Origin of the sequence: Paenibacillus sp. 7516, from assembly GCF_002272715.1 — a bacterium.
Classification (GTDB): Bacteria; Bacillota; Bacilli; order Paenibacillales; family Paenibacillaceae; genus Paenibacillus; species Paenibacillus illinoisensis_A.
In genome coordinates, this window is record NZ_NPBI01000021.1 from 85,431 (window position 1) to 111,069 (window position 25,639).

At 48.8% G+C, this 25,639-nt stretch carries 20 protein-coding genes and 1 pseudogene; 16 read left to right on the plus strand and 5 right to left on the minus strand.

What is annotated here, in order from left to right; all coding sequences use genetic code 11:
* Positions 1–233 precede the first annotated feature (233 nt).
* On the minus strand, positions 234–575 hold the full coding sequence (locus CHI14_RS18880; RefSeq protein WP_095290295.1) for a YolD-like family protein: 342 nt from the start codon (positions 573–575) through the stop codon (positions 234–236).
* Complete coding sequence (locus CHI14_RS18885; protein WP_095290297.1) at positions 572–1,816, minus strand: DNA polymerase IV; 1,245 nt, start codon at positions 1,814–1,816, stop codon at positions 572–574. The genes CHI14_RS18880 and CHI14_RS18885 overlap by 4 nt, the downstream gene beginning before the upstream one ends.
* Before the next feature lie 863 nt (positions 1,817–2,679).
* Between CHI14_RS18885 and CHI14_RS18890 the strand changes: the two genes are divergently transcribed.
* The 6 genes from CHI14_RS18890 to CHI14_RS18915 all read left to right on the plus strand — a co-directional run bounded on the left by CHI14_RS18890 (position 2,680) and on the right by CHI14_RS18915 (position 10,837).
* On the plus strand, positions 2,680–4,905 hold the full coding sequence (locus tag CHI14_RS18890; RefSeq protein ID WP_095290299.1) for a hypothetical protein: 2,226 nt from the start codon (positions 2,680–2,682) through the stop codon (positions 4,903–4,905).
* A 26-nt stretch (positions 4,906–4,931) separates the two neighbouring features.
* Positions 4,932–6,140, plus strand: coding sequence for a HEAT repeat domain-containing protein (locus CHI14_RS18895; protein WP_095290301.1), 1,209 nt, complete (start codon positions 4,932–4,934; stop codon positions 6,138–6,140).
* 22 nt (positions 6,141–6,162) lie between these two features.
* Positions 6,163–7,560, plus strand: coding sequence for a glycosyltransferase family 2 protein (locus tag CHI14_RS18900; RefSeq protein ID WP_170948194.1), 1,398 nt, complete (start codon positions 6,163–6,165; stop codon positions 7,558–7,560).
* A gap of 108 nt (positions 7,561–7,668) precedes the next feature.
* Positions 7,669–8,475, plus strand: a complete 807-nt coding sequence (locus CHI14_RS18905) for a response regulator (RefSeq protein ID WP_095290304.1) — start codon at positions 7,669–7,671, stop codon at positions 8,473–8,475.
* A gap of 62 nt (positions 8,476–8,537) precedes the next feature.
* A complete protein-coding gene (locus tag CHI14_RS18910; RefSeq protein ID WP_095290307.1) occupies positions 8,538–9,905 on the plus strand; it encodes a nucleotide sugar dehydrogenase in 1,368 nt (455 codons plus the stop codon).
* Positions 9,906–9,931: 26 nt separating this feature from the next.
* A complete protein-coding gene (locus tag CHI14_RS18915; RefSeq protein WP_249281170.1) occupies positions 9,932–10,837 on the plus strand; it encodes a hypothetical protein in 906 nt (301 codons plus the stop codon).
* 104 nt (positions 10,838–10,941) lie between these two features.
* Here the strand turns inward: CHI14_RS18915 and CHI14_RS18920 are convergent, their stop codons facing one another.
* A complete protein-coding gene (locus CHI14_RS18920; RefSeq protein ID WP_095290310.1) occupies positions 10,942–11,814 on the minus strand; it encodes a helix-turn-helix transcriptional regulator in 873 nt (290 codons plus the stop codon).
* A gap of 430 nt (positions 11,815–12,244) precedes the next feature.
* On the opposite strand from CHI14_RS18920, the gene CHI14_RS18925 reads away from it, so the two are divergent.
* The 10 genes and pseudogenes from CHI14_RS18925 to yaaA all read left to right on the plus strand — a co-directional run bounded on the left by CHI14_RS18925 (position 12,245) and on the right by yaaA (position 22,012).
* Complete coding sequence (locus CHI14_RS18925) at positions 12,245–13,447, plus strand: LLM class flavin-dependent oxidoreductase (RefSeq protein WP_095290312.1); 1,203 nt, start codon at positions 12,245–12,247, stop codon at positions 13,445–13,447.
* Between the two features lie 44 nt (positions 13,448–13,491).
* The gene (locus CHI14_RS18930; protein WP_095290313.1) at positions 13,492–14,766 is read left to right on the plus strand and encodes an ABC transporter substrate-binding protein; all 1,275 of its coding nucleotides are present in this window, start codon (positions 13,492–13,494) and stop codon (positions 14,764–14,766) included.
* Positions 14,767–14,769: 3 nt separating this feature from the next.
* Positions 14,770–15,642 carry a carbohydrate ABC transporter permease gene (locus CHI14_RS18935; RefSeq protein ID WP_170948187.1) on the plus strand — a complete coding sequence of 291 codons (873 nt, stop codon included), beginning with the start codon at positions 14,770–14,772 and terminating at the stop codon, positions 15,640–15,642.
* A gap of 40 nt (positions 15,643–15,682) precedes the next feature.
* Complete coding sequence (locus CHI14_RS18940; protein WP_095290315.1) at positions 15,683–16,498, plus strand: carbohydrate ABC transporter permease; 816 nt, start codon at positions 15,683–15,685, stop codon at positions 16,496–16,498.
* Between the two features lie 112 nt (positions 16,499–16,610).
* Positions 16,611–17,828, plus strand: a complete 1,218-nt coding sequence (locus CHI14_RS18945) for an MFS transporter (RefSeq protein WP_095290317.1) — start codon at positions 16,611–16,613, stop codon at positions 17,826–17,828.
* A gap of 279 nt (positions 17,829–18,107) precedes the next feature.
* Positions 18,108–18,938 carry a cell wall hydrolase gene (locus CHI14_RS18950; protein WP_249281167.1) on the plus strand — a complete coding sequence of 277 codons (831 nt, stop codon included), beginning with the start codon at positions 18,108–18,110 and terminating at the stop codon, positions 18,936–18,938.
* Positions 18,939–19,153: 215 nt separating this feature from the next.
* Positions 19,154–19,570, plus strand: a complete 417-nt coding sequence (locus tag CHI14_RS18955; RefSeq protein ID WP_095290319.1) for a DUF1259 domain-containing protein — start codon at positions 19,154–19,156, stop codon at positions 19,568–19,570.
* Between the two features lie 398 nt (positions 19,571–19,968).
* Entirely contained in the window at positions 19,969–20,730 is a 762-nt protein-coding gene (locus CHI14_RS18960) for a DUF2935 domain-containing protein (RefSeq protein ID WP_249281168.1), read from the plus strand.
* Between the two features lie 16 nt (positions 20,731–20,746).
* Positions 20,747–20,978, plus strand: a pseudogene (locus CHI14_RS30850) (YmaF family protein); the annotation flags it as partial.
* A 284-nt stretch (positions 20,979–21,262) separates the two neighbouring features.
* Positions 21,263–22,012, plus strand: a complete 750-nt coding sequence (yaaA, locus tag CHI14_RS18970) for a peroxide stress protein YaaA (RefSeq protein WP_095290323.1) — start codon at positions 21,263–21,265, stop codon at positions 22,010–22,012.
* 138 nt (positions 22,013–22,150) lie between these two features.
* Here yaaA and CHI14_RS18975 read toward each other — a convergent pair whose 3' ends face one another.
* Positions 22,151–23,383, minus strand: coding sequence for a right-handed parallel beta-helix repeat-containing protein (locus CHI14_RS18975; RefSeq protein WP_249281171.1), 1,233 nt, complete (start codon positions 23,381–23,383; stop codon positions 22,151–22,153).
* A gap of 620 nt (positions 23,384–24,003) precedes the next feature.
* Entirely contained in the window at positions 24,004–25,596 is a 1,593-nt protein-coding gene (locus CHI14_RS18980; protein WP_095290325.1) for a catalase, read from the minus strand.
* Positions 25,597–25,639 lie beyond the last annotated feature (43 nt).

Genomic DNA, 25,639 nt, shown 5'->3' on the forward strand with positions numbered 1-25,639 from the left:
ACCAAAATGGCCGATGAATCACATATCGGTCATTTTGCTTCTTTGGGCCGAAGGAGCTTCGGCGAAAATGGGTGTTTTCATGCCTGAGAGGGCTTTATTAAAGCGTAGGAAAACGGTCCTGCATGCATAAATTCGGCTGCATCTATCGCGGAATATTCGCTAAAGAGGGTTGCTAAAGGGAATAGTTCCTTTTGCCGATATAAGCCTGAACGTTTGAATTTGCTTTCGGCTCGTCATTCATTCGCCAGTGTCACATTGATAATCAGATTCATCTGGATGTCCCGGGTCCCATTTTGTGTTAGGAGCCTGAGAGTACGGACAGAAGGGTCCAGCTTCAGTACCTGTCCGGTAAACCGGATATCGTCATATTCATGGAACAGGGTTATGATCACCGCATCTCCAAGCATCATTGAATTGCTGAGCAAACGGGACATTTCTTCCGCTGCCTGAGCATCCAGTGATGGACGGGTCCGAGGAGCAAGCTGTTCCTGATGAACAATGTAAGCTTCCCGGTGCTCGGGAAGCATCATGCGTGAAGACTCAAAGAGTCCGTTTTGCTGCAGTTTTTTACTCATTTGTAATGACCTCCAATTTTATGGGAACGGTCCTGTGCCTGTGCAGACGAGCAGAGTGAGGAAGCCCGCATGATGGCGGTGTCTCCGAACTTTCGCTTGATGTCATCTGTGGCACGTTCCAGTTCTCTTTTGCGTTCACGATCATCGAACCAGGACAGCTGCACTTCGGAATCAGGCACCAACCCGGTCAGTGAGACGCTGATCCGGCGGATGGGTAATCCGTCCCAATGACGAAGGAAGAGCGCTGCGGCCGCATCATAGACTTCATCCGTAATGTTGGTCGGCTCGTTTACCTTCATCTGGCGCGAGAAGCCGGTTGGGCGGTCGTAATCCTGCCCTCGGCATCCCACGGAGACCACGTTACCCATCAGTGATTTATCCCTTGAACGTCGACAGACGAGCTCTGCCAGCTCAAGCAGGACAACCTTGATCTCTTCCCAGGACTCATAATCTCTGGGAAGCGTCATCTGATGTCCAATGCCCTGCTGCTGATGCGTGTAGGTCCCGGGTTTCACGGGTGAATCGTCCATGCCGCGGGCAATGCGCCATATTACTTCACCATTCACTCCCCAGCGTTCCCTCAGTCTGGACAACGGCGTCTGTGCCAAATCACCAATGGTGTGAATTCCCATGTTATAGAGATGTTTTCCCATCCGTGAACCAACCATAAACATCTCCCGGACAGGTTTGGTCCAGATTGTTTTCTCCATGTCCTTACGATTCAGTACACAAATGCCTTCGGGGACTTTTTTGGCATATAAGTCACAGGCCATTTTGCTCACCACTTTGGTATCACTGATGCCGATCCGAATATATACGCCCGTCTCCTCCATGACCCTGGATTGAATGCTGCGGGCAATCGTCTTCGGGCTGCCGAACAGATCCAGGCTTCCGGTGACATCGAGAAACTGCTCATCAATACTGTAGGGCTCAACAAGGTCTGTGTAGGACTGAAGAATCCGGGTGATGTGCAGCGATACGCGAATGTATTCCGCCATCCGGGGGCGAACGACGACAACATCCGGGCATTTGGCAAGGGCTTCACCCAGTCGCTCGGCCGTAGTAATTCCATAAGATTTGGCGATAGGGCAGGCCGCAAGGATGATGCCGGAACGGCGCGCCGGATCTCCCGCTACGACGAGGGGACGGTCTTTGTATTCGGGATGTGCCGATTTCTCCACACTGGCATAAAATGACTGGCAGTCTGCGAGCATAATGACGCGTCCATCTTGGCGGGACATAGCGGGTCTCTCCTTTATTCCATGATTCGGCTGTTCACGAACAGACAGAGCTATTCAGCCGTATGTTTTTTTACATTTTATTTACAGTTTGGAACAAGTGTTCCTGTTTTATAAGCATATCCCGAATGATCTAAAGCGGCAACCGGAATTTTTTTGCAAATTGGACACAAATATGGAACGTGAATAATAGAGTCGGAATTTAGGAAATAAGATGTACTTTTTTACATTTGATGTAAGAGATTCGTGACTTCAGGGTGATGACCCGGTGTTCATTTCGTGTTTTGTAAAAGTAATATAAATGGGCACAGTCCTAGAAGGGGGGACTGATGTCCTTTTTTGTTTTTCTGCACTTTTCAGAAAACCTTGATAGGCCGCGGGTTTTCACTGATGCGTTATCGGACTATAGTATCAATTTTGTAATCTTTATGGTTAATACTGTAAAAACGACCGCAACTTTAACATATTACTTGCGTTTAAAGGGGTAAGTGTTCAAGCAGAAACAGCTGCTGCATACCGCGTTGCATATAACTTTAACGGGTAGAGAACTGCAACAGGTCAAGGCGTTTACAATTAGGTTTTAACCATCTCAAATGGTATTCATGAAGCAGAGAAGTCAGTCAGGCTTTTAAAGCAAGTTCATGGTCGTTTTTACGAATTATGGGCAGAATGTTGCATTTCACGTTTGCTTCCATCAGCCTAGTTACAAATGCGGAGACTTGGCGCTATAGTGAGAACACACCGCTGGCATCTCTACCCGGAGCGGACATCCAAGCAGTATGAATGGCTGCATGTCTGTTAGCTTTATTTCAGATTCAGACGAAAACAGGCAGGATGCATAATAGAGAGGTGAGCAATCAGGAGCCATGAGCAGACGAAGAAGAAAGCGCTGGATGTTGACGATGTTGACGGGAGCGGTTGTACTGACCGGTGGAATATTGGCCGGCTGGCAATACATGCAGCCTCAGCTCGTTACCTACACAGCCGAGAATGGCACGGAGATGAAATTCAAGACCGAGGGAGACCGGTTCATGGAATACGGGCCGGATGGTACATGGAGGGAGATGTTCGTTAAGGGCGTCAACCTGGGTGCAACTTCGCCGGGATATTATCCGGGAGAATTTCCCCTGACCGAAGAGGATTACCTAAGGTGGTTCCAGCAGATCCAGGAGATGGGGGCCAATGTCATACGGGTGTATACGGTCCACGAACCGATTTTTTACTCAGCATTGGTCGATTATAACCGTGGCCGGGAGCAGCCGTTATATTTTATACAGGGTATATGGTCGCCGGAAGAAGAGTTGATTGAGAAGCAGGACGCTTATGCTGATCACATTGAACAGACATTCAAGCAGGAGATTGAAAAAGCGGTAACCGCGGTATATGGGGATGCGGATATTCCCGAAAAGTCCGGAGCCTCCAGCGGCAAGTACAAGAAGAATGCTGGTAAATATCTGATGGCCTGGCATGTTGGCACCGAGTGGGACCCCACGATGGTAGACAACACGAATGAAAAACATCCCGATGTTCCGCAATACAAGGGCGTTCATTTTTCCGGGACAGCAGATGCCTCGCCATTCGAGAACTGGTTAGCTGAGCTGCTGGACTACACAGCCGTTCTGGAGAAAAAGTATGGATGGGAACATCCGATGACGTTCACCAATTGGGTGACAACCGATGTGCTGGAACATCCAGGCGAACCATTGTATGAGGAGGACCTCGTCAGTGTGGATGCCCGTCATATTCAGCCGGAGGAATGGCAGGGAGGATATTTTGCAGCATACCATGTGTATCCCTACTATCCGGACTTATTCCATACGGATAAGACCCTTCAAACGATCAAGGATGCAAACGGCGAGTACAACACGTACAAAAGCTATTTACGCAAGCTTAAAGCCGAGTATTCCGATATGCCTGTAATGGTTACGGAGTATGGTGTACCTTCTTCCCTGGGGATCTCTCATCTAGGTATGGGAGGAAGGGATCAGGGTGGACATAACGAGGCCGAACAAGGAGCCATTGACGCTTCACTGACCCAGGATATCTATGACGAAGGGTATGCGGGAGCGATTCTGTTCATGTGGCAGGATGAATGGTTTAAGAAAACCTGGAACACGATGCCTTTCGAAATTCCTGCTGATCGGCGGGCCTACTGGCTAAACGTGCTGACTAACGAGAAAATGTTCGGTCTGCTCGCCATGGACCCAGGCAAACAGGAACAGCTGTCCATCGACGGGAAACTGGATGACTGGACTGGGCTGAACGAAGAAGAGGTTACGGTATGGCAGGGAAAAGTGGACGGCATTCAGGAAATGAAGCTGACCCACGACGAGGCCTATCTGTACATTGGGATGACGCTGGACCAGCCGTTTGATCCAGATAAAACGGTGCTCCGCATAGGGACGGATACGCTGGCAGGCGGCAATCAGCCTGGCGAGCGGCTTCCGGAACGAACGCTAAGTGACGGTCTCGAAACGGTCATCACGCTGGGAGAGGATGATGAATCCCAGGTAGAGATCGCCAAGGATTATGATTTTAACCAGCGTCTGTACGGCAAGGAAGGATACGATATGCTGCCGGACAAGCAAGGTAAAGCAGCTGATCCCTTCCATCCATGGAATTTGGCAGTCAGCCTGAGGATGACGCCGCCGGATACCCGGTCCGCTCATCCGTTTATGAATGAGAAGGTGGGGATCCTCAAGCGGGGAACAACGGCTCCCGGACAGTCCGACACGGATTCATTGACGACCTGGCAGTATGACGGCAATCAAGTGGAGATGCGAATTCCCTGGATGCTGCTTGGGTTTGGTGACCCAAGTTCACTGCAAGTGATCGATTATGGACCCCTGCAGGAAGGCCGGTCGTTTAAGACGGTGAAGACCGAAGGCATAACGCTGGTTCCATGGTTAATGGACAGATCGACGGGCAGCGTAGCCTGGCCTGCAGGTGATCAGACCGTGCTGGATTTGAAAACCCTGCCTGTGTATAGCTGGCAGCCGTGGGAACAGGTGAAATACAGTGAACGACTGAAGCTGAGTTACGAAGAAATGAAGAAAGTCTTTGAACAAATTCCAAGTTCTCAGATGAATTAAATGAGTATAAAGGAGGACCTTTTCACATGTTTTCGAGTTTGGCTTTGGCCTATCTATTTTTATACATCTGCATAGCGCTTGTCGCTCTGGGTGTGATCCTGCTGTTTGCCATGAAAGTGTCCCATAACGGCAAACGGCGCAAAATTGAATTCTACAAACAAAAGCAGCGGGATTACTTCACGTATCTGCAAACGGCACTGACTGAAGGTCGTCCGCTGCGATTGCCGCCTGGCAAGCTGGCTCCGGTTGAACGACAGGTGATTCAGAGCAAGCTTATTGAGTGGATTGATCAATTCAAAGGCGAGTACCGGGACAAATTGATTGCACTCTGCCGCGAGGCAGGATTCGTAGAGCATGATCTGAAAGAACTGGGCCGGCTTCGTTATGGTCGGCAGATCGACGCAGCTTACCGATTGGGCGGCATGCGCTGTCCCGAAGCCGTTCCGGGCTTGATGGAATTGCTCAAGGATGAGAAGCCTGGACCCATGGCATTTGTGATTGGACGTTCCATTGCGAGAAGCACCACTCGTCAGGGTGAATTGAAGGACATGCTTGAAGTGTTATTGACCAAAGGGAAGTCGATTCATCATCTGGCTGCGGACATTTTGCTTGAGACCAGTCTGGATACGAGCAGGCTTCTGATTGAGCTGCTGGAAGACCGCAATCCAGATTTTGTGAAGGTTGGACTTGTCGCCATGTGGGGGCAAGCCGTACCGGAGGTCATGCCGGCACTCGACCGTTTGGTCGGTGCAGAGCATCAGGATGTACGGGCTGAAGCGGTGAAGCTGTATCTGAGCGCAAGTCCGGCACTTCAGGATGAGACGATTCTGAAGCTGATGAAGGATGCTGACCCGGAAGTGCGGGCAGAGGTCGTTCAGGCGCTCGGTTCGAAGCATGCGGCAGGCAGCATTCCTCTGCTGCGCAAAGCGCTGCGTGATGAAGATTGGCGAGTGCGCTATAACAGTGCCGAGAGCTTGAGCATGCTGGGCGAACCCGGATTCGAAGCTTTGTGTCAGGCAGCGGTACAAGGTACCGGTGTTGAGCGCGAGATTGCCATGCAGCAAATTGAGAGCACGATGAAGCAATCCGGAGCCGATCACAAAGCGGTAGACCAGATGATTGTGCATAACAAGAGAAGACTGCTTTATGACCAATATTTTGCCCCTGTACCGGGTAACCGAACAACGAAGAGACGCACCGGTGTGGCTGCGGTAGGAGGGGATTACACTGCTTAGGGATCTGTTATTGATTTATGGCATGGTAGCCATCTACTATGTCGTTGCTGTAAATGCGCTGTATTTTTCCATTCTGGCGCTATCATTCCGTAACATCTGGACCATTTTCAGACGGTCCCATTATTCCAAATACAACACATTGTCAGGATCGGAGCTGGTGCCTTCAGTATCCCTGCTGGTGCCTGCTTACAATGAAGAATTGACGATTATTGAAAATGTGAACTGTCTGATGACGCTGAATTACCCAACGTATGAAGTCATCGTGGTGAATGACGGTTCCAGTGACAGTACTTTGAAAGTGCTGCTGAAGGAATACCGGCTGAAACCCGTAACGGATACCAAGATGCGCGGCAAAATTCCTTGTCAAACCATTCGCGGGATATACCACAATCCGGAATTTCCGGATCTGTATGTAATCGACAAGGAAAATGGGGGAAAGGCAGACTCGCTGAATGCGGGAATTAACCTGTCCCACTATCCGCTGATTTCTTCCATTGATGCTGACTCTTTGCTGGAAAAGGATGCCTTGATTCGCATGGCACGCATGTATATGGAGAATCCCGAAGAGACCGTGGCGATTGGCGGAGATGTTCGCATAGCGAATGGATGCAAAATCGAAAACGGAGCTGTACAGGATGTCTCCCTGCCGCGCAAAATGTGGCCGATGTTCCAATCCATTGAGTATCTCAAAGCCTTTCTGGGTGGACGGATTGGCTGGAGCCACATGAATGGACTGATCATCGTGTCGGGTGCCTTCGGCATGTTCCGCAAGGATGCTGTTATTGCCGTTGGCGGATACCGGGATGGTTATCCTGGGGAAGACATGAACATTATCATCAAGCTTCATCGCTATATGCTGGAAAACAAATTGAAATACCGCGTAGCCTTCTGTCCTGAAGCCGTTTGCTGGACACAGGCACCGGATTCCTACCGCATCTTGTCCAGTCAGCGCAAGCGCTGGGGACGCGGGAATCTGAAGAACATGATTGAGAACCGCGGCATGCTGTTCAACCCGAAATATAAGGTGATGGGCATGCTGACCATGCCATACAACGTCATTTTTGAAGCGCTCAACCCTTATTTCCGGATTACCGGTCTGATCGCTCTTGCTGGTTATGTGCTGCTCGATATGACGCAGTGGCCGGTTCTTGTTCTATTCGGATTGCTGAACTTCGTGAGCGGTTATCTGCTGAGCGTAGGGGCACTGATTCTGGAAGAAATTGCGTTCCGGAGATACAACAAGCTATCTGATCTGGTCAAAATGCTGGTTTACTCTGCTCTGAAATTTGTGGGCTATCACCAGCTTGGCGTTCTGTGGAGATTGCAGGGACACATTCAGTTCATGCAAAACAACAATTCATGGGGAACCATGACACGTCAGAGCTGGTCCGAGGAACAAAAGGGAAGCGAAGCTGCCTGATTCGCAGCCTGCATCGAGAGGTGCAGGCCGTTAGGCAACATCGATTGGCACTAATGGCAATACAGCAGCAACAGAATAGATAACCAAGGGAGAAGGGTGGAAAAGAACATGCCTAATACGGCAACATTGCAGCGTGAAGCTGCCGTTAATGTGTACCGAAGTGTGGAACAGGGATTGAAGGATACGGGTGCCGGAACATGCGGCTTAATGTTCATCCATTGCGGAGGCGTACAGGCCCAGCCGGAGCAGCAGGTTAGGAACTATCTGGAGCAGACGAGCGAGTTTGCCTTCCAGATGTGGAAGGATGGGGCAACTCAGACGCTTGCGGTCCTGCTGCCTGGGTTAACGCTGAACGAAGTTCACTATGAAGGACTTCGCATCAAGCATGAGCTGCAGGAGACGGTTCCTGGAGCCGAGCCGCAGATTACACTTGCGAGCTTCAAGGATAGTGAGCGTCCTTCTCAGGCGACGATTCAACATATGGCTGAATCCGCGAAGCTGGTTGACCCGTCGGAAATTCATATCTATACGCTGGACAAAACGGCGGATGAGCCGGGCCGAATTTTGATCGTGGATAACGATCCGACGGTTCGTGAGTTTCTGCAGCTGCGCCTGAAAATGCAAGGCTATGAGACGTATGAAGCTGTAGATGGACTGGCTGCACTTGAATTGATTGAGAAGGTGTCACCTCACCTGGTACTGACCGAACTGAATCTGTATGGGATTGACGGCCTGCCGTTCATTCACCATATACAGAACCTGGAGGTCGAGCAGCCGCCGAAGATCGTTGTGCTGACCGAGCAGCGTGTTGAACAGACAATCAGCCAATGCTTCCGCAGCGGTGTGGATGATTACATGACCAAACCATTCTCCCCTGTGGAGCTGGATGCGCGTATTCGTCGCTGCCTGCACTAATAAGATTATCAACCGAACGGATTTACGGAACAATACAAATACATTAACCTGGAGGGAATATCATGGAGAATCAACAATTCCATACTTTACTGAATGCCATTGAGAACAAAGAAGCGGTGCTTGGCGTGGTCGGGCTCGGTTACGTAGGACTTCCACTCGCCGTGGAAATGGTGAATCAAGGCTTTACGGTAATCGGTATTGACCTGGACGCGTCCAAGGTCGACAGTATCTATAATGGGGATTCCTATATTCACGATATCTCGTCCGAGGAATTAAAAAAAGTGATGCAAACAGGCCGTTTCCAGCCTACAACGGATTACAGCATGCTGCGCGTCATTGATGCATTGAGCATTTGCGTGCCAACTCCGCTCAGTGAGAATCAGGATCCGGATACATCCTACATTGAGACTGTTGTGGATCAGATCAAGCTGCACATGAAACCGGGCATGCTGATTACATTGGAGAGCACAACCTACCCGGGTACAACAGAAGAACTGATTCAGCAAAAGCTGGACAAAATTGGCCATGAAGCCGGTAAGGACTATTTCCTCTGCTTCTCGCCTGAACGGGTGGATCCGTCCAATGGACGTTTCACCACGTACAATACGCCGAAAGTTATCGGCGGGACAACGGAAGCTTGCCTGAAACTCGGAACGGCGCTGTATAGCAAGTATGTACAAACGGTTGTACCGGTATCTTCACCAAAAGTGGCGGAGATGTCCAAACTGCTGGAAAATACGTTCCGCAGCGTAAACATTGCGTTTGTAAATGAAATGGCGATGATGTGTGACCGCATGGGCATCGACATCTGGGAAGTCATTGATGCAGCGGCGACGAAGCCTTTCGGATTCATGCCGTTCTACCCAGGCCCAGGCATCGGCGGCCACTGCATTCCGCTTGACCCAATGTATCTGTCTTGGAAAGCGAAAGGATTCCGCTTCTACAGCAAATTTATCGAGCTGGCACAATCAACCAATGACAACATGCCATACTATGTTCTGAACAAAACATCAACGATTTTGAACGAATACGCGAAATCTATTCGGAACTCCAACATCCTGCTGCTCGGCATGTCGTACAAGCCGAATATTGCAGACCTGCGTGAGTCACCAGGACTCGAAGTATATGAACTGTTCAAGGAAAGCGGAGCGAATGTCAGCTACTACGATCCATATGCCGATTCCTTCCGTGACAAGCATGACGATACGGTGTACAGCGAAGCATTCAACCTGGAGCAGTTCAAGAAGTATGACTGCATCGTGCTGATTACCAACCACAGAGATCTGCCATATAGCGATATTGCCGATTTGGGTGTGCCGATTCTGGATACACGCAATGCGTTCCGGACATACACACAGCCGCACATCTACAAAATTGGACACTCGGTTCAGCATCCTGTGCTGGAACCAAGTGAAGCGTTGCTCGTCTGAGAAACAACATGATTCGCTGGGGCAGGATGTCGGTGAGGACAAAATGGGCTCTGCTCGCGCTGACCTTTTGTTTGCTGCTGTTGCCCTGGCTGTTCAAATGGTTTTCGGCAGAGGAGAAAAAAGCGACCTGGCTGTGGGATGCTTCCATCATCGCAGAACAGACCCCGGATATCATCTCCTTCTCCAAGGAGCAGGGTGTTGATGTCATTTTCCTGCAGATGCAGGATGAGGTATCGGATGATACGTATCGCAAATTCATTGCGTCTGCCCGGCAGGCAGAGATCCAGGTACATGCGCTGAATGGTCATGCGGACTGGGCCTACAAGGACAAACAGGAAGAGGGACTCGCTTTCATTGAGCGCATCCGTGCGTATAATGCCGCTTCGGCCAAAAATGAGCGTTTTGAAGGTATTCAGCTGGATGTGGAGCCCTACCAACTGCAGCGCTGGGAGAATGAGCAGGACAGCGTCATTGCAGAGTGGAGTGAGAATATGAAGGCTTGGACGAAAGCGGGTAAGGATGCGGGACTCTATATGAGTGCAGCCATACCGTTCTGGCTGGATGCCCGTCAGGCATCCGAAGGCGGAGGAACGTTCAGCAGATGGGTCATTTCCCAGTTTGATGCCGTTGCGATCATGGCCTATCGGGATAGTGGTCAGCAGATGTATGACCTGTCGAAGGAAGAGCTGAATGAAGCGGATGAGCTCGACAAGGACGTATGGATCGGAGCGGAGCTGGCCGATACGCATGAGGGCGAGCATCTGACCTTTTTCCGGAAATCGATAAGCAATATGGATGAAGAGATCGCCAAGGTGTTTGACCTGGCCGCATCTCATTCCTCCTTTGCTGGAGTCGCTGTGCATCATTATGAAGCATGGTACGCGAAGGAAAACGGACTTCCTCTGGCTCGCAAAAGTGATGAGGAGAAGTAACGGACTGTATGGGAAAGGCAGGATAGCAAAAAGGCAAGTTTCCGGTTAATGGAGACTTGCCTTTTTCTTTTGCTATTCGCTTTTTGCCGCATCTGACACGATAATCAACTTTTACCGTTTTCGCCTGTACGATACCGATTGGGTGGCAGACCCACCTGCTTTTTGAACGCTTTGGAGAAGGAAAATAAATCCGGATAACCGACCGAATGCGCTACTTCCGTCAAGGTTAAAGGAGTCTGGACGAGCAGGCGCTTGGCCTGGTCCATTTTGAGCTGCTGAATGTATTGCACCGGAGACAACCCGTACGCTTTGCGAAATTGTTTGGCAAAATGAGTTCGGTCCACCCCCGCATGAGCAGACACGCCCTCTACCGTGATCCCTCCGGCAAAATGAATATCCATGTATTCCTTGCCTTTTTGCAGCCAGGGGATAGCCGCATCCGGCTGCAGTCCCTTGACGGCAGAGGTACGGGAAACGCGATCAAATAGACCGAGAAACCGGGTGAGGCGTCCCAGGTCACTTGCTCCCCCCTGAGGTCTGCGAACTTCCTCCATAAAAGCACGCATTCCACTAGCCGTCTCCGGAGTCAGTATACCGGAACGGTGAGGAGCATCCGGCGTAAGTCCAATCCGCGAGAGAAGTTCGGTTGCATGGGTACCATCGAAGGCGATAAAGATCTTCTGAAGCGGCTCCTTGGGATCAGTCCAATACTCATGGGTGACATGCGGAAACAGACAGAATGCATCCCGGGCCCTGAGGGGATACTGTTGTCCGTTCTGTATAAATGTACCTTCTCCTTCGAGGACAAACAGCAGGTAATGATAGGGCGTTGTACGAGGGCCGATATGATAATTGTTCTTGGCGATATTACGTCCAATTCGTATAGGCCAGGCTCCACCAGCTTTCTCGAATTCGGACGGAGTAAAAAAAATAATATCCAAAAACTCGTGGTGGTCCTCCTTCATGCTCTCCATCATCAGGAACACCTCTTTAAAATAAGTTTGATTTCTAATGTTTGTAAGTTGGCATTATAACCTATTATACAGGTGGGTTTTGTACATATTCAAGAACAGGATGACTTATTCCTGTAAGATGACCACAAAATGACAAAATTAAGTTGTCGTAAAATGACATTGATCACAGACAAATCAATTGATATGATGTCCATACCTATTAAACCAAGTTAATTAATCGGTTTTATGTTTTATAAATGTAAGAATGAAACGATAACGGAGGGGACAGAAAAGGCCTGGAGAAGCGAAGCGTGCGCCTTTATCACCGGATTTTCCCTTGGAAAGGGAATTCCAAAGAAATCTGGGGATAAGAGTGATCGAAAGGTTTTCTGTAACCGTAGTGGGAGAGTAACAATTCAGTAGTCCAATTTATCAACAGAGAGGAATGACTTGTATGAGCGAACACGAAGAATTGAAATTCGGATGGTTTTTGCCAACGGCTGGAGACGGAAAATATGTTGGGGTCGCCCCGGAACGGGAGCCGAGCCTGGATTATTTGATACAGGTAGCACAAACGGCTGAAACGGCAGGATTTGAATTCGTATTGATCCCGACTGGTGGGGCATGTCTGGATGCTTGGGTCGTCGGTTCGGCAGTGATGAGTCATACTCAAACGCTTCGTCCTCTGGTGGCCATTCGACCAGGCCTGGTTACACCGGTGCTCGCTGCACGGATGGGTGCTGCACTGGATCAGCTCTCTGGCGGACGTGCCATGATTAATGTGGTGACGGGCAGCTCGGTCCGAGATTTGGAGGAACTGGGAGATCCGCTGGCGCATGCCCATGACGAACGTTATGTACGGGCGAGCGAGTATATGGAAGTGATGAAGCGTTCGTGGACACAATCGACCGGACTCAATCTGACCGAGTTTGCTGGCAGTAGTTCCAAATCGAATGCGGAAGCATCCAGTAATGAGAATCGGGAGTTTAATGGTCAATATTACAACTTTAAAGGCCCGGTAGGCATGCCGGAAACGGTACAGAAGCCTTACCCGCCATTTTATCTGGGCGGAAGTTCACCTATTGCCAAAAGAGTGGCTGTAGAGCATGCCGACACGTTCCTTATGTGGGGTGAACCGCACGACTGGATCCAGGAACAGATTGAGGAAATTGAAGTGATCCGCGCACAGGTGAAACAGGAAACAGGACAGGATCGCCAGTTGCGTTACGGGATGCGGGCACAGGTGCTCATTCGTGATACCGAAGATGAAGCTTGGGCAGCAGCGTGGGAGATTATTAGCAAAGTTCCACCTGAAGCCATCGAGAAAGCGAAAGCGGCTTTTGCTGAAACAGACGCCACCAACCAGCGCAGACAGAATGAACTCCGTGAATTGTCCGAGAAACAGCAATTCGTTGTAGGGCCCAACTTGTGGACAGGTTTGTCTGTTGTTCGTTCAGGCGGGGCAATCCTCATCGTGGGCACGGCAGAACAAGTTGCAGAGCGTCTGATGGAATACGCGGATCTCGGCGTGACCACATTCATATTGTCAGGCTATCCGCATCTGGAAGAAGCCGAAATATTCGGCGAGAAAGTGATGCCGATCATTCGCAGCAAGTGGAGTACGAGAAATGTGAAGCATCAGCTTAGCAGCAATTAATTTAATTATCACCTAATTCAACATTACTCAGGAGGTCGTCTTTCATGAGAAAAAATAAAAAATTCATCCTTCCCCTGGTCAGTATGCTGGTCATGTCATTGCTGCTGTCCGCTTGTGGGGGCGGGAATAACTCTGCAGCAGGCGATAACGGTGCCTCCGGTTCAGGCAAAGTCACCATCAGCTTCATGCACTGGCGCGGTGAAGATGCTGAAGCGCTGAACAAGACCATTGATGCATTTGAAAAGGAAAACCCGAACATTCATGTGGAGATGCAGACGCTTCCTTCAGACCAGTATCAATCCACCGTTCAATCCAAAATCAGTGATGGTTCGGTAGGGGATGTATTTGCTTCCTTCCCGGGTGCACAGTTCGAAGCTTTTACCAAAGCCGGATTGTTCACGGACCTGACTGGATCATCTTTTCTCTCTGCCTATAACTCCAAGCTGATCGAGGCAGGCCAGCTGGATGGCAAGCAATATGCCATTCCGTATCAGCTCGTATACAACGATCCAATTTATAATGTGAAGCTGTTTGAAAAATACGGTCTGACACCGCCGAAGGACTGGGACAGTTTCCTAGCGCTCTGCCAGACACTGAAAGACAACGGAATTATCCCGATTGCCTTTGCGGGAGCGGACATTGGCCCAGGGCAGTTCATGAACACCATGGTGATGAATAATGCACCAAGTGACGACATTTTTACCAAAGTGGAAGCAGGCGAGGCGAAACTGACAGATGAGTTCTGGGTGAAAACACTCACGCAGATTAAGGAGCTGAACGATAAAGGCTACTTCCAGCAGAATGCACTGGGTACCAAGGACCCGGCGGCAGGAGCGCTGTTCATTCAGGAGAAGGCAGCCATGCTTGCAAGTGGTTCCTATCAGCTGGCTCAGAACAAGCTGCAAAATCCGAATTTGGAGCAAAAGCTGCTTGCACCCATTACAGTAAGTGCAGATCAGGCAAAGTATGAAGGGGTTCATACGACGACGTTCATGCTTGCGGTAAACAGCAAGTCCAAACATCCGGAAGAAGCGAAGAAATTTATCGAGTTTCTGAGCAAACCCGAAGTGGCTGGAGCGTATGCCAACCAGACGGGTCAGAACGTAACCGTAAATGACGTGAAGTATGATTCCGCCGAACTCCAGGTTGCAGGGGAGTGGGCAAACAAAAAGACCGTGTTCCAGCCACGGTTCACCATTCTGAACGGAGATAATCAGAAGGCAGTCACCAACTCCATTCAGGCCGTGCTTAGCGGGACTTCCCCTAAAGAAGCCGCGCAGCAGGCACAAGCGATCATCGATCAGCATATTGGGAAATAAGTCATGAAGAATCGTATTCAGCTATCCCTGTTTCTGTTACCCGGGTTGCTGCTGTACGTGGGACTGTTCGTATTTCCTACATTGACGGGGCTGTTCTACTCCTTTACGGATTGGGACGGGGTATCCCCGTCGTATACGTTTGTAGGGCTGGATAATTATAAGGACAGTCTCAGCAGCATCGTCTTTCGCAAGGCTTTTGGCAATAACGTTGAATTCATGCTCACGGTGGTTATTGCCCAAACCTTTATTTCACTTGTGTTGGCCTTACTGCTCGTCCGAAACACCAAAACGCGGATTGTACTTCGCGCCCTGTATTTTCTCCCGGCCATTTTGTCTTCCGTATCGGTTGGGTTGATCTGGGCTTTCATGTATGATCCATCCATTGGATTGATCAACTATGGGTTGAATGGGGCAGGGATGGAGAGTCTTGCACGAAACTGGATCGGCGATCCCAAAATTGCAATCTACTCCATTGCAGCCGTGCAGGTCTGGGCTCATGCCGGTCAAATGATGATTGTGTTTATCGCAGGCCTGCAAGGCATTCCGGCTGAACTGTATGAGGCCGCCCGAATGGATGGCGGCAGCAAATGGCAGGTATTCCGTACGGTGACCTGGCCGCTGCTTGCCCCTTCGGCTACGATTGTCGTTGCCTATACAACGATCCAATCGTTTAAGGCTTTTGACCTTATTTTCACCATGACGGACGGAGGTCCGAACTACGCGACTGAAATTTTGACGACGTATATTTATCATACCGCCTTTGGCAGCTATTCATTTGGCCTCGCTTCTGCGGGTTCGATGATCTTCCTGGTTCTGCTGGCTTTGCTGACGTTTGTGCAGTTCAAGGCACTGCGTGCCGACCGGGTAAGCTATTGATGCCGGAACGTGCTCGCACAAGAGGCAGAAGGGAGTTCACATGTTTCTAAAATGGTTCAATCGCCTGATTTTGTTGGTGTACGCGCTGCTGATCATTGTGCCGCTGTACTTCGTATTTGTATCCTCATTCAAAACAAGCAGCAACTTCTTCACCAGTCCGTTCAGCTGGCCTGATCCGTTTACATGGGATAACGTTACGGGCATGTTTCGCAATCAGCCGATGTGGCAATATTTCGGAAACAGTCTTGTTGTGACACTGGGTACGGTGGTGATTGAGCTGTTGCTCAGCAGCATGATTGCCTACGCCATTGTTCGCTGGGGCGGAAGTGTGGGTAAGATTGTGTTTGGCCTGTTTGTGGCTGGTCTTATTGTTCCTTCCCAGGTCAGCATGCTGCCGATCTACTCTCTTACACGCACGCTGGGCTGGTCGGACAGTCTGACGGGCCTGATCATTGTATCGGCCGCCATGCTGATGCCTGTCTCCGTATTCATGCTGACGGGTTTCATGCGCATGCTGAATGCCGAAATTCTGGAGGCGGGCAGCATGGATGGGGCAAGCGAGTGGCGCCTATATACACGGATTGCGCTGCCGCTGGCTGCGCCTTCACTTGCGGCTACAGCTACGTTCCTGCTGGTCATGGTTTGGAATGATCTGCTCATTCCGATGCTCATGCTCAGCAGCAAGTCCAAATTGACGTTGCCGCTGGCACTTATGCAGTTCCGCGGGGAGTACGTGACGAACTATCCGATGATGCTGACAGGAGTACTGGTGACAGCCATTCCGATGATTGTGCTGTTCATTTTGCTCCAGCGTTATTTTGTTGCAGGTCTGACAGCGGGTTCACTCAAGGGGTGAGCTATTGGATGGTGACGTGGAGGAGAGTGTATTTTTCATTGATTTCTGGATCATTCTGCATAATAATGGTTTAGTGTCAGAATGACTACATAGAGATCAAGGAGCTATCGTTATGACTAAACTGGAAGTGTTGCGGAATCCCAAGCAGCGCAAGCTGCTGTTCAGTGCCGGGATGAGCTGGCTGTTTGATGCAATGGAAGTCGGCATGATTTCCTTCATCGTTGCAGCTCTTGCCAAGGAATGGAGCCTCAGTCCCGGACAAGTCGGTGTGCTGACCAGTATCAACTCGATCGGTATGGCGCTGGGTGCATTGCTTGCGGGTGCACTCGCTGACCGTTTTGGCCGTAAGGCCATTTTGATGTGGACCCTGTTAACCTTCACCATTGCGAGCGGTTTATCTGCACTGGCGACCGGCTTTGCCGTACTGTGCGTACTGCGCCTGATTGCTGGAATTGGGCTTGGTGGCGAGCTGCCTGTAGCCTCTACGCTTGTATCAGAGTCCATGCCAACGGCAGAACGCGGCCGTGCCGTCGTGCTGCTGGAGAGTTTCTGGGCTGGAGGCTGGATTGTATCGGCACTCATTGCCAACTTTGTCATCCCGGAATACGGATGGAGAATTGCATTTGCCATTGGTGCCGTTCCGGCATTCTACGCGTTGTATCTGCGCCGTGTCATTCAGGACCCGCCGCGTTACAAGCAAAACAAGACCATCCGGAAGACAACGTTCCGGGAGAAAGTGGCTGCAGTCTGGTCTGCTCCTCATCGCCGGACAACCATCATGCTCTGGATCTTGTGGTTTACGGTAATTTTCTCCTATTATGGCATGTTCCTGTGGCTGCCTTCCGTCGTGATGGCCAAAGGCTTCACGCTGGTCAAAAGCTTTCAGTACGTGCTGATTATGACTTTGGCACAGCTGCCAGGTTACTTTACAGCGGCTTATTTTATCGAGCGGTACGGACGTAAATTCGTCCTCGTTGTTTATCTTACACTGACGGCAGTGAGTGCGATTGCTTTTGGTCTCGCAACAACCGAAGCGGCGATTCTCACCGCAGGTATCTGTCTTTCTTTCTTCAATCTGGGGGCATGGGGCGGTCTGTACGCGTATAGTCCGGAACTATATCCAGATTCGGTTCGTTCGACAGGTGTGGGTCTTGCCACATCAGTCGGCCGCATCGGGGGCGTACTTGCTCCATTGATGGTCGGTATGCTGGTTCAGCGTGAGGTAGCCATCAGCCTGATTTTCACGATTTTCTTCGTGACGATCCTGATTGGTGCAGCGGCTGTACTGTTCCTTGGCCGGGAAACGAAGGGTCAGGAACTGGCAGAGTAGATGTAAATAAATTCAAGCGCAACTTTTGTGCGGGTCTGCCTGCCTACAGAAATGGAGGCTGGACAAGCGGCATGAGGTTGATACAAGAAGAGGCATAGCCCTGATATGACCATGGGCTCATGTCTCTTTTTGCTATATGCAAGGCCCTGTTTTTCATGCTCCATCGGTCCGATAGACGGCACTTTGGCGATATTCTATAATGACACTCGGGATGTCCATAAGGGAGGGTTCAGGGGGAAAGTGGGGTCTGGACTCAGAATAATGGAGGTTAATTGAATCATGAAAAATAATAGTAAAATGGATCAAACGAATAAAATGGCTAAAAAGCATAATGTGAGTGGAACGAAATGTGCTAATGAACTGATCAGGGCCTATAGGTTAGAATTAAGTAAAAGTGCTGGCAACATGGAACCGATCACCGTGAGCCGGACAGTAACTCATCAGAGGGGGAAAAAGGCTGGCAAAAGAGCAGGACGAGTCAGTGTACTTCTCGGTGCCTTTGCGATTGCTCTTGGTCTCACGATGGCAGCTCCATCTGCGGGAGCACAGAAGCTGGAGAAGGGCGTTCAAAGTGAGCATGTGCTGCAATTGCAGGAGCAATTGCGGGATCTGGGATACTTCAAAGCCGGGTTGACCGGATATTACGGTTCCATTACCAAAAGCGCTGTACGCAAATTTCAGCAGGCACAGGGGCTGAGTGCGGATGGAATCGCAGGCCCGGCGACACTGAATAGGCTGAACAAGAAAGCCAAAGCCGAAGGCGAGACGCTGCGCCAGTTGGCGAAGCTAATTCACGGGGAGGCGCGCGGGGAATCCTTTGAAGGACAGGTTGCTGTAGGGGCGGTCGTCTTGAATCGGGTGCAATCCAATGCATTCCCGTCATCCATCCCGCAGGTGATTTTCCAGAAAGGGCAGTTCACTGCAATTGATGATGGTCAGTTCAATCAAAAGCCGACGCTGACCTCCTACCGGGCAGCGCGTAAAGCTCTGAATGGTGCTGATCCGACGAATGGTGCGCTCTATTATTACAATCCGAAGATCGCAACTTCCCTATGGAGCAAAAGCAGGCCGACACTCCTGACAATTGGGCAGCATGATTTTACACAGTAAGATAGGTTGAGAAATGCAGGACAATAATTGAATATCATAATGAACCCCGGCTGTGCCCTGCTGAATGCAGAAGCGTTGCCGGGTTTTTTGTGGTTTTGACGCCTAGTACTACGCATGTGGAAAATATACAAATATCCTCTATCAAATGTTCCTATCAAATTAAAATTGTTAATCATAGTATATATTGTTCGTTAAATTCAGAGGAGGTGGTTGATATGATTGAAAAAGCTTTATGTGCGCGTTTAGCCAAAATTATTGGTGGACAGGTAGCAGCGAATAAACCAGCTTGCGTTGTTCAGACTTTGCGGAATCTAAAGGTTAAGATTTTAGGTCGACGCAGTAGATCCCCTTTAACATTACCATTTGCATTATCCGTAGAATCTCGTGACTCCCGTGGGCGCACTCTTAACTTGGGGGAAACCGTAATACTAGAAAGTGAAATCAATCCTTTTGTCTCGGAATTACGTAAGAGAGGTATCAAAGTTACTGCTATTCATAATCACTGGCTTTTCCAAAACATTCAATTCAAATATATCCACTGGGAATCAATTGATAATCCAGTTGCGTTTGTAGAAAAAAGTGCAGCTGCTGCAAGGGCAGTAGGAATACTTCCTAAAAAGACAAAAAAGTAAAATACGCGACGTTTTTAATAAATCTGAAAAGGGTAAAAGGCGGATCCATTGGTATCCGTCTTTTTACGTGTTTAGTGTGAAATCGCGTCCCTGAATCGAGTACAACTGAACACAAATTGACTCTAACATGACCCTATGTTGAATCCACATGGCGGGTTTACCGTGATACTTTACTTGATAATTATCCTGACTCAGTAGGCATAACTTGGAAGGCTTTTATAAATTTACTTCATAATCTTGAATTTTTGTTTTCCGATAACATATTGAAACGTACCATCCCCATATACTCTGCTATCAAGGCATAGTCTGCTTATTAAGTGTGCCGAAAGGTGGGATATGGTTTGTCGGATCCTTTTGTTGTCAGATCATTAGACGAGATACGTTTTTGGTCACGCATTATGAAAGAACATTCCCTTTTTCTTCGACTAGGATTTAGGTGTGAAGATACGCAGTTAATTAATGAGGCTAATCAGTTCCATGCTATCTTTGAGGAGATTGAGAGAAGATCACATTCTTTTCAAGCAGATACCGATCCCCAGACAATTAGAGAGTTTAATTCAGAAGTTCACAATGCCGCTGCACACATTTGGGCATTTAAGAGAAAGGTACTTGGGCTTATACTACGGTGTCAACTTCCTGGGGGAACCAATTTCCCTTTGCTTGTAGATCATGTTAGCCGAGAAGCCAATTACTTTAGAAATCGGTTAGAGGAACTCAATAGCGGGAGACTTGAACCATTACCTGATGCGATTATTGATGAAAATGTCTTTTTCCTAAAAATCATGGCAGACCATGCCAAATTTATAGGTCATCTGCTTGATCCATCCGAGCGAAAATTAGTGGAACAAGCAAGGGAATTTAGTCAAGATTTTGATACGCTGATGTTTCAAGCCATCGATTTAAGTTCCATGCGTCCACAATCGCAAACCCATCCATTACTAAGTCAATTTGTTGATGAAAACCGCGTTTCGGTCAAATCATTGCGAGATTTTAAGAAGACTGCGCGCGACTTAATTGACGAGTGTCGAATCAAAAGTATTATTCACCCCTTATTAGCAGATCACGTTTTTCGTGAAGCCGAACGATTCTTGTTTATTCTTGACATGTTTGATCAGTCATTGTCTGGCATGAAGGTAAACAAGAAAGAGATCATGCATTAAAATATAGGGGTATTTGATGAAAAAAATAACTGGATTTGTTTTTTATTACAATGACTTTGATTCCGGACATTCACATAACTTTTTCTTACATCTTGGGATAGAAGGCCAGTCAATGTTCATGTTCATCCCTTTGAAGGAGATACATCCTTTTTGATGTTGACCATTTCCATCATTACGTGGGTATAACTGAACCAGCTCCAAGTGGCATTCCACACGTTCATAATGATCATGCCCAAACATCATTTAATTGCTGATGAATTATATGGAATATGGAAAGACCAAGATCGTCCCTCCTATGGCTAAAAGGACTCAATGGACAGTTAGCTGTTATCAGACATACAATCGTAGGTCTATGAGAAGCATATGAAGGTAATGAGCAAGCCAATCCATTTGTGGACTGGTTTGTTCATTTTTTAGTTCTGTTCAACGGCACCACTATGGGAATGAACTTCTTTCGCATTGGAATCATCTAACCTTTCCTGTACAATGAATAACGACAAAAACAACAGCAGTTTAAGGATGGATCAGCATAATGAGAATTATCATATCACCTGCAAAAAAGATGAAGATCGATACCGATCTTATGGCTTGTGAGCAGCCGCATTTTATAAATGAGTCGGAAAAATTACTAAGTCTGCTTCAAAAGTTAACCTATGACGAACTCAAAGCATTGTGGAAGTGTAACGATACAATCGCCGAGCTGAATGTGGAGCGGATTCGGAAAATGAATTTAAAGGACAATCTTACGCCAGCAATCTATGCCTATGAGGGCATTCAGTATCAATATATGGCGCCAGATGTTTTTCAGCATGAAGAACTGGCGTATCTGGAGCAGCATTTGCGCATATTATCCGGTTTTTATGGCATGTTACGGCCTTTGGACGGGGTTACCCCTTATCGGTTGGAGATGCAAGGCAAACTCCAAGGTCCAGGCTTTAGCTCGCTCTATCATTTTTGGGGTAGTAAACTTGCAGATCAGCTTCAATCAGAAAGCAATTGTATTCTAAATTTGGCTTCCAAAGAGTACAGCAAAAACATCACTCCTTTTCTGAGCGAGGAAACCAGATTTATCACTTGTGTGTTTGGTCAAATGGTCGATGGGAAGATGGTTGAAAAGGCAACCCGGGCGAAAATGGCTAGAGGTGAGATGGTACGGTACATGGCAGAGCGTAAGATTACAGATGTGCAGGAGATCCGAAACTTTGATCGGTTAGATTTTGTTTTCTCCGAAGAGAAGTCGGATGAGAGTAATTATGTATTTATATATCCAAAGGAGAAATAGCGAAAATTCATAGGTCAACGGGATGTGTACAGCAACTCAAAAACCCCCTTCACCAACACCAGCAAATTCGGCTGGCATCGTGAAGGGGGTTCGTCTTTAAACCGTTTCATTTTACTCTAACTCAAAACGACATACCACTTATCTTGCACCAATATTTGTACCGGATGGCGTACCTGAGCCAATCAGATCACTCCCTGCAGCAAGCTTCAGGAAATTGCCCAGGACAGGTGTTCCATCGCTGCTGCGGGTTACCGAAGGCACGAGGGAGATAAAGTCGGCTGCACTCGCGAGCAGGCCTTTGTCATTTACGCTCTTTTTGTTTTTCCACCAGACGTTGGTACTGCTGACGTCCGTTCCGCTTGTTTTGTCACTGGCGCCGCCCTGGAAGGACAGATTGTTGGTGAAGATATGGGTGCCTACGTCGAAGGCAAAATTGCTCTGTCCGTTGTTCCAAGACGTGTTGTTTTTCATCTGTATGGAGCCGGGATTACTGTTATATGTGAAGCCATGCTTTTTGTTATTGAAGGCAATGCTGTTTTCCACAATATGATTCACGGCGATTTTCTCGCCGCCCAGCTTGAAGCCGTTCCCATCACTATCGGTGGTGGATGTACCGTCCGACGTAGCGCCATTGGCGTACGCAATACTGTTACGAATCGTGACAACACCAATCGCACCCGTATCCGTTTTGCTGTATAGATCCCATCCATCATCCACATTGTAGGCTGCAATGCAGCCATCGAAGAGGTTGCCCGGGCCTACTGTCAATTTCGCGGCAAAACCGTCTGCATCCTCGCCATTGTCGGGATCATAATTATCGTGAGAGTAGGATCGGATGATTTCATTGTAAGCAGGCCATTCGCTCTTGGCGGCGGTCGAAGCATATCGTCCCAGCTGAATTCCCGTATCCCGATTATGATGAGCCTCGATCTGCTCCAGACGGTTGTAACTGCCCCCGATAAAGATCCCGTTATCGCCTGCCCCTTTCACTTCGAGCCCTTTAACAAACCAGTAATCCCCGAACATTTGCAAGCCCCGATTCGTGGACGCAAAGGCTTGGGCCGAGAAATCGAAGACAGGCTTTTCCGTTCCGTAAGCAACCAGATTTTTGCGCTGTCCAGACGTGCCGCTGTTGCCTCGCTCAATCGTAACGGTTTCCGAGAAATTATAGGTTCCGCCGCGCAGAAAGATGGTTTTGCCCGGAGCGATTTGGGTCAGTGCATTCGCAAGTGTAGTCGGGCTTGCTAGCGTTCCCGGGTTGTTTGATGATCCGTTAGGAGCGACATATAAATCACCAGCAGCGAGTGCAGCAGGAGTTGTTGCGGCTGACTGTTCAGACGAATTTTGCACACCACTTTCTGTAAGTTCCATCGCACCAGCTAATCCACCACCTAATAGCAATAGAGGAAAAGCGGTACTCAAACACAGATAAGCCATTTTTGATTTCCATGAACGTTCAGAGCGTACAGATGGATAAGTAGAAACAGAAGGGAACCATTTCATTGTAAAACCTCCTTGGTTAATGGGATAGGGATTTTCGGTAAGGCATAGGTTCATCGTAAAACGTGTAAGCGTTATCAACAATAATCATTTCATTGGGTCAGCTACACAAGCCGGCATGTCAGACGTCGAGGTCTCAAGTGTTGCTATTTAAAAGGTGATGCATAATCCTTACATTGGCAGATCGCCTTAATTTAACGAGCAATCGTCTGAATTGAACGAGAGGAAGGGGTCAACTGGATGAAAAAATGGCATGAAAACAAGATTGATCCACCGAAATGAACCTGAACAATCTTAAATTAAATTTGGAAAGCACAGATTTGATTGGAAGATTAATTGTCCGTGGGTAAAAATCAAAAAAAGCCCCGATAGCAGCTGCATTAGGCAGTTGAACTATTGGGGCACTGGCCATGGTGGTCAGATCCAAGATAAATTTTGATACGGTACTACATGCTAATTTCTTCTGTCACCAGCTGCCCTTGTTTCGACTTTTAGTAGGGATCAGCTTCATGTCCGCGCCGGGATGCTTCTTCCACACCTTGCTCATGTTTTGGCTGAACCGCCGCACTGTCATCCGTCGGCACAGCTGCCAGTCCTTCAGCTACACGACGACCGTAGTCGGCATCCGCCTGAGTGAAGTGTGAGATCATGCGTTCACGAATGTCCGGTTTACATTTGGAGAGCGCACCGACCAGGTTGCTGATCAATTCGTCTCGCTCCCAATCTTCAAACGCCCGGTATGTATCCCCGGCTTGACCGAAGTCGTTAGGACGCGGAATTTTCTCCCGAACCAGACGACCTTCAATAAGAGGTTCATGCTCCTTGCCGCGTGGAGCTGCTTCGGACAGACCACCCAGAGAAGAAGGCTCGTAGTTCACATGCGGATTCTGTCCTGGTGCACGATCAACTTTGTACTGCATCTGACCACCGCTTTGGTTGGTGGCTACGCGATTTTTGGGAGCATTCACAGGCAGCTGCAGATAGTTCGCTCCAACCCGGTGACGTTGGGTATCCGAGTAGGAGAAGGTGCGCCCTTGCAGCAATTTGTCATCTGAGAAATCCAGCCCATCCACGAGAACCCCTGTGCCAAACGCAGCTTGTTCCACTTCGTTAAAGTAATCCTCGGGATTGCGGTTCAAGGTCATTTTTCCAACTGGCAAAAACGGAAATTGCTCTGGCGGCCACAGCTTGGTCGGATCGAGTGGATCGAAGTCCAACTCCGGATGTTCGCCGTCTTCCATGATCTGAACGCACAGCTCCCATTCCGGGTAATCCCCTTGTTCAATCGCATGATACAGGTCCAGGGTGGCGTGGTTGAAATTCTGTCCCTGAATCTCGCTGGCGTCTTTTTGCAGCAGGTTCCGTATCCCTTGCTTCAGGGGTTCCCAGTGATATTTAATGAGCACGCCCGTGCCTTCTTGGTTTACCCATTTGTATGTATTGACGCCCGATCCCTGCATTTGGCGATAATTGGCCGGTATTCCCCATGGGGAGAAGAGGAACGTAACCATATGGGTAGCTTCAGGACTAAGCGAAACGAAGTCGAAAAACCGCTCCATGTCCTGTGCATTGGTCAACGGGTCCGGTTTGAAGGCATGTACCATATCCGGGAATTTCAGCGGATCACGAATGAAAAAGATTTTCAGGTTGTTGCCAACAAGATCCCAGTTGCCGTCTTCGGTATAAAATTTCACAGCGAAGCCGCGCGGATCACGGAGCGTCTCTGGCGAATGCCCACCATGGATTACCGTGGAGAAACGGACAAACACAGGGGTTTGTTTGCCTTTCTCCTGAAACAGACGAGCACGTGTATATTTGGATACAGGCTCATCACCGGCTGTTCCGTATGCTTCGAAAATGCCATGAGCACCAGCACCGCGTGCATGCACCACCCGCTCAGGAATACGTTCGCGGTCAAAATGCGTAATCTTTTCGAGGAAATGATAATTCTCCAGCGTAGTCGGTCCCCGGCTGCCGACGGTTCGGACATTCTGATTATCCGTGACGGGATGGCCCTGACGATCCGTTAATGTCTCTTGTGCCGTGTCTGGGGAATGCTCTGATTGTGAAGAATGATGATTCATGGAGCACCGCCTTTCCTTTTGATGGATTCGAATATATATTTTC

Excerpts from the sequence above, each read along its gene's own strand:
- CHI14_RS18880 (WP_095290295.1), bottom strand. The coding sequence starts at position 575 with ATGAGTAAAAAACTGCAGCAAAACGGACTCTTTGAGTCTTCACGCATG.
- CHI14_RS18885 (WP_095290297.1), bottom strand. The coding sequence starts at position 1,816 with ATGTCCCGCCAAGATGGACGCGTCATTATGCTCGCAGACTGCCAGTCA.
- CHI14_RS18890 (WP_095290299.1), top strand. The coding sequence starts at position 2,680 with ATGAGCAGACGAAGAAGAAAGCGCTGGATGTTGACGATGTTGACGGGA.
- CHI14_RS18895 (WP_095290301.1), top strand. The coding sequence starts at position 4,932 with ATGTTTTCGAGTTTGGCTTTGGCCTATCTATTTTTATACATCTGCATA.
- CHI14_RS18900 (WP_170948194.1), top strand. The coding sequence starts at position 6,163 with ATGGTAGCCATCTACTATGTCGTTGCTGTAAATGCGCTGTATTTTTCC.
- CHI14_RS18905 (WP_095290304.1), top strand. The coding sequence starts at position 7,669 with ATGCCTAATACGGCAACATTGCAGCGTGAAGCTGCCGTTAATGTGTAC.
- CHI14_RS18910 (WP_095290307.1), top strand. The coding sequence starts at position 8,538 with ATGGAGAATCAACAATTCCATACTTTACTGAATGCCATTGAGAACAAA.
- CHI14_RS18915 (WP_249281170.1), top strand. The coding sequence starts at position 9,932 with ATGTCGGTGAGGACAAAATGGGCTCTGCTCGCGCTGACCTTTTGTTTG.
- CHI14_RS18920 (WP_095290310.1), bottom strand. The coding sequence starts at position 11,814 with ATGATGGAGAGCATGAAGGAGGACCACCACGAGTTTTTGGATATTATT.
- CHI14_RS18925 (WP_095290312.1), top strand. The coding sequence starts at position 12,245 with ATGAGCGAACACGAAGAATTGAAATTCGGATGGTTTTTGCCAACGGCT.
- CHI14_RS18930 (WP_095290313.1), top strand. The coding sequence starts at position 13,492 with ATGAGAAAAAATAAAAAATTCATCCTTCCCCTGGTCAGTATGCTGGTC.
- CHI14_RS18935 (WP_170948187.1), top strand. The coding sequence starts at position 14,770 with ATGAAGAATCGTATTCAGCTATCCCTGTTTCTGTTACCCGGGTTGCTG.
- CHI14_RS18940 (WP_095290315.1), top strand. The coding sequence starts at position 15,683 with ATGTTTCTAAAATGGTTCAATCGCCTGATTTTGTTGGTGTACGCGCTG.
- CHI14_RS18945 (WP_095290317.1), top strand. The coding sequence starts at position 16,611 with ATGACTAAACTGGAAGTGTTGCGGAATCCCAAGCAGCGCAAGCTGCTG.
- CHI14_RS18950 (WP_249281167.1), top strand. The coding sequence starts at position 18,108 with ATGAAAAATAATAGTAAAATGGATCAAACGAATAAAATGGCTAAAAAG.
- CHI14_RS18955 (WP_095290319.1), top strand. The coding sequence starts at position 19,154 with ATGATTGAAAAAGCTTTATGTGCGCGTTTAGCCAAAATTATTGGTGGA.
- CHI14_RS18960 (WP_249281168.1), top strand. The coding sequence starts at position 19,969 with ATGAAAGAACATTCCCTTTTTCTTCGACTAGGATTTAGGTGTGAAGAT.
- yaaA (WP_095290323.1), top strand. The coding sequence starts at position 21,263 with ATGAGAATTATCATATCACCTGCAAAAAAGATGAAGATCGATACCGAT.
- CHI14_RS18975 (WP_249281171.1), bottom strand. The coding sequence starts at position 23,383 with ATGGAACTTACAGAAAGTGGTGTGCAAAATTCGTCTGAACAGTCAGCC.
- CHI14_RS18980 (WP_095290325.1), bottom strand. The coding sequence starts at position 25,596 with ATGAATCATCATTCTTCACAATCAGAGCATTCCCCAGACACGGCACAA.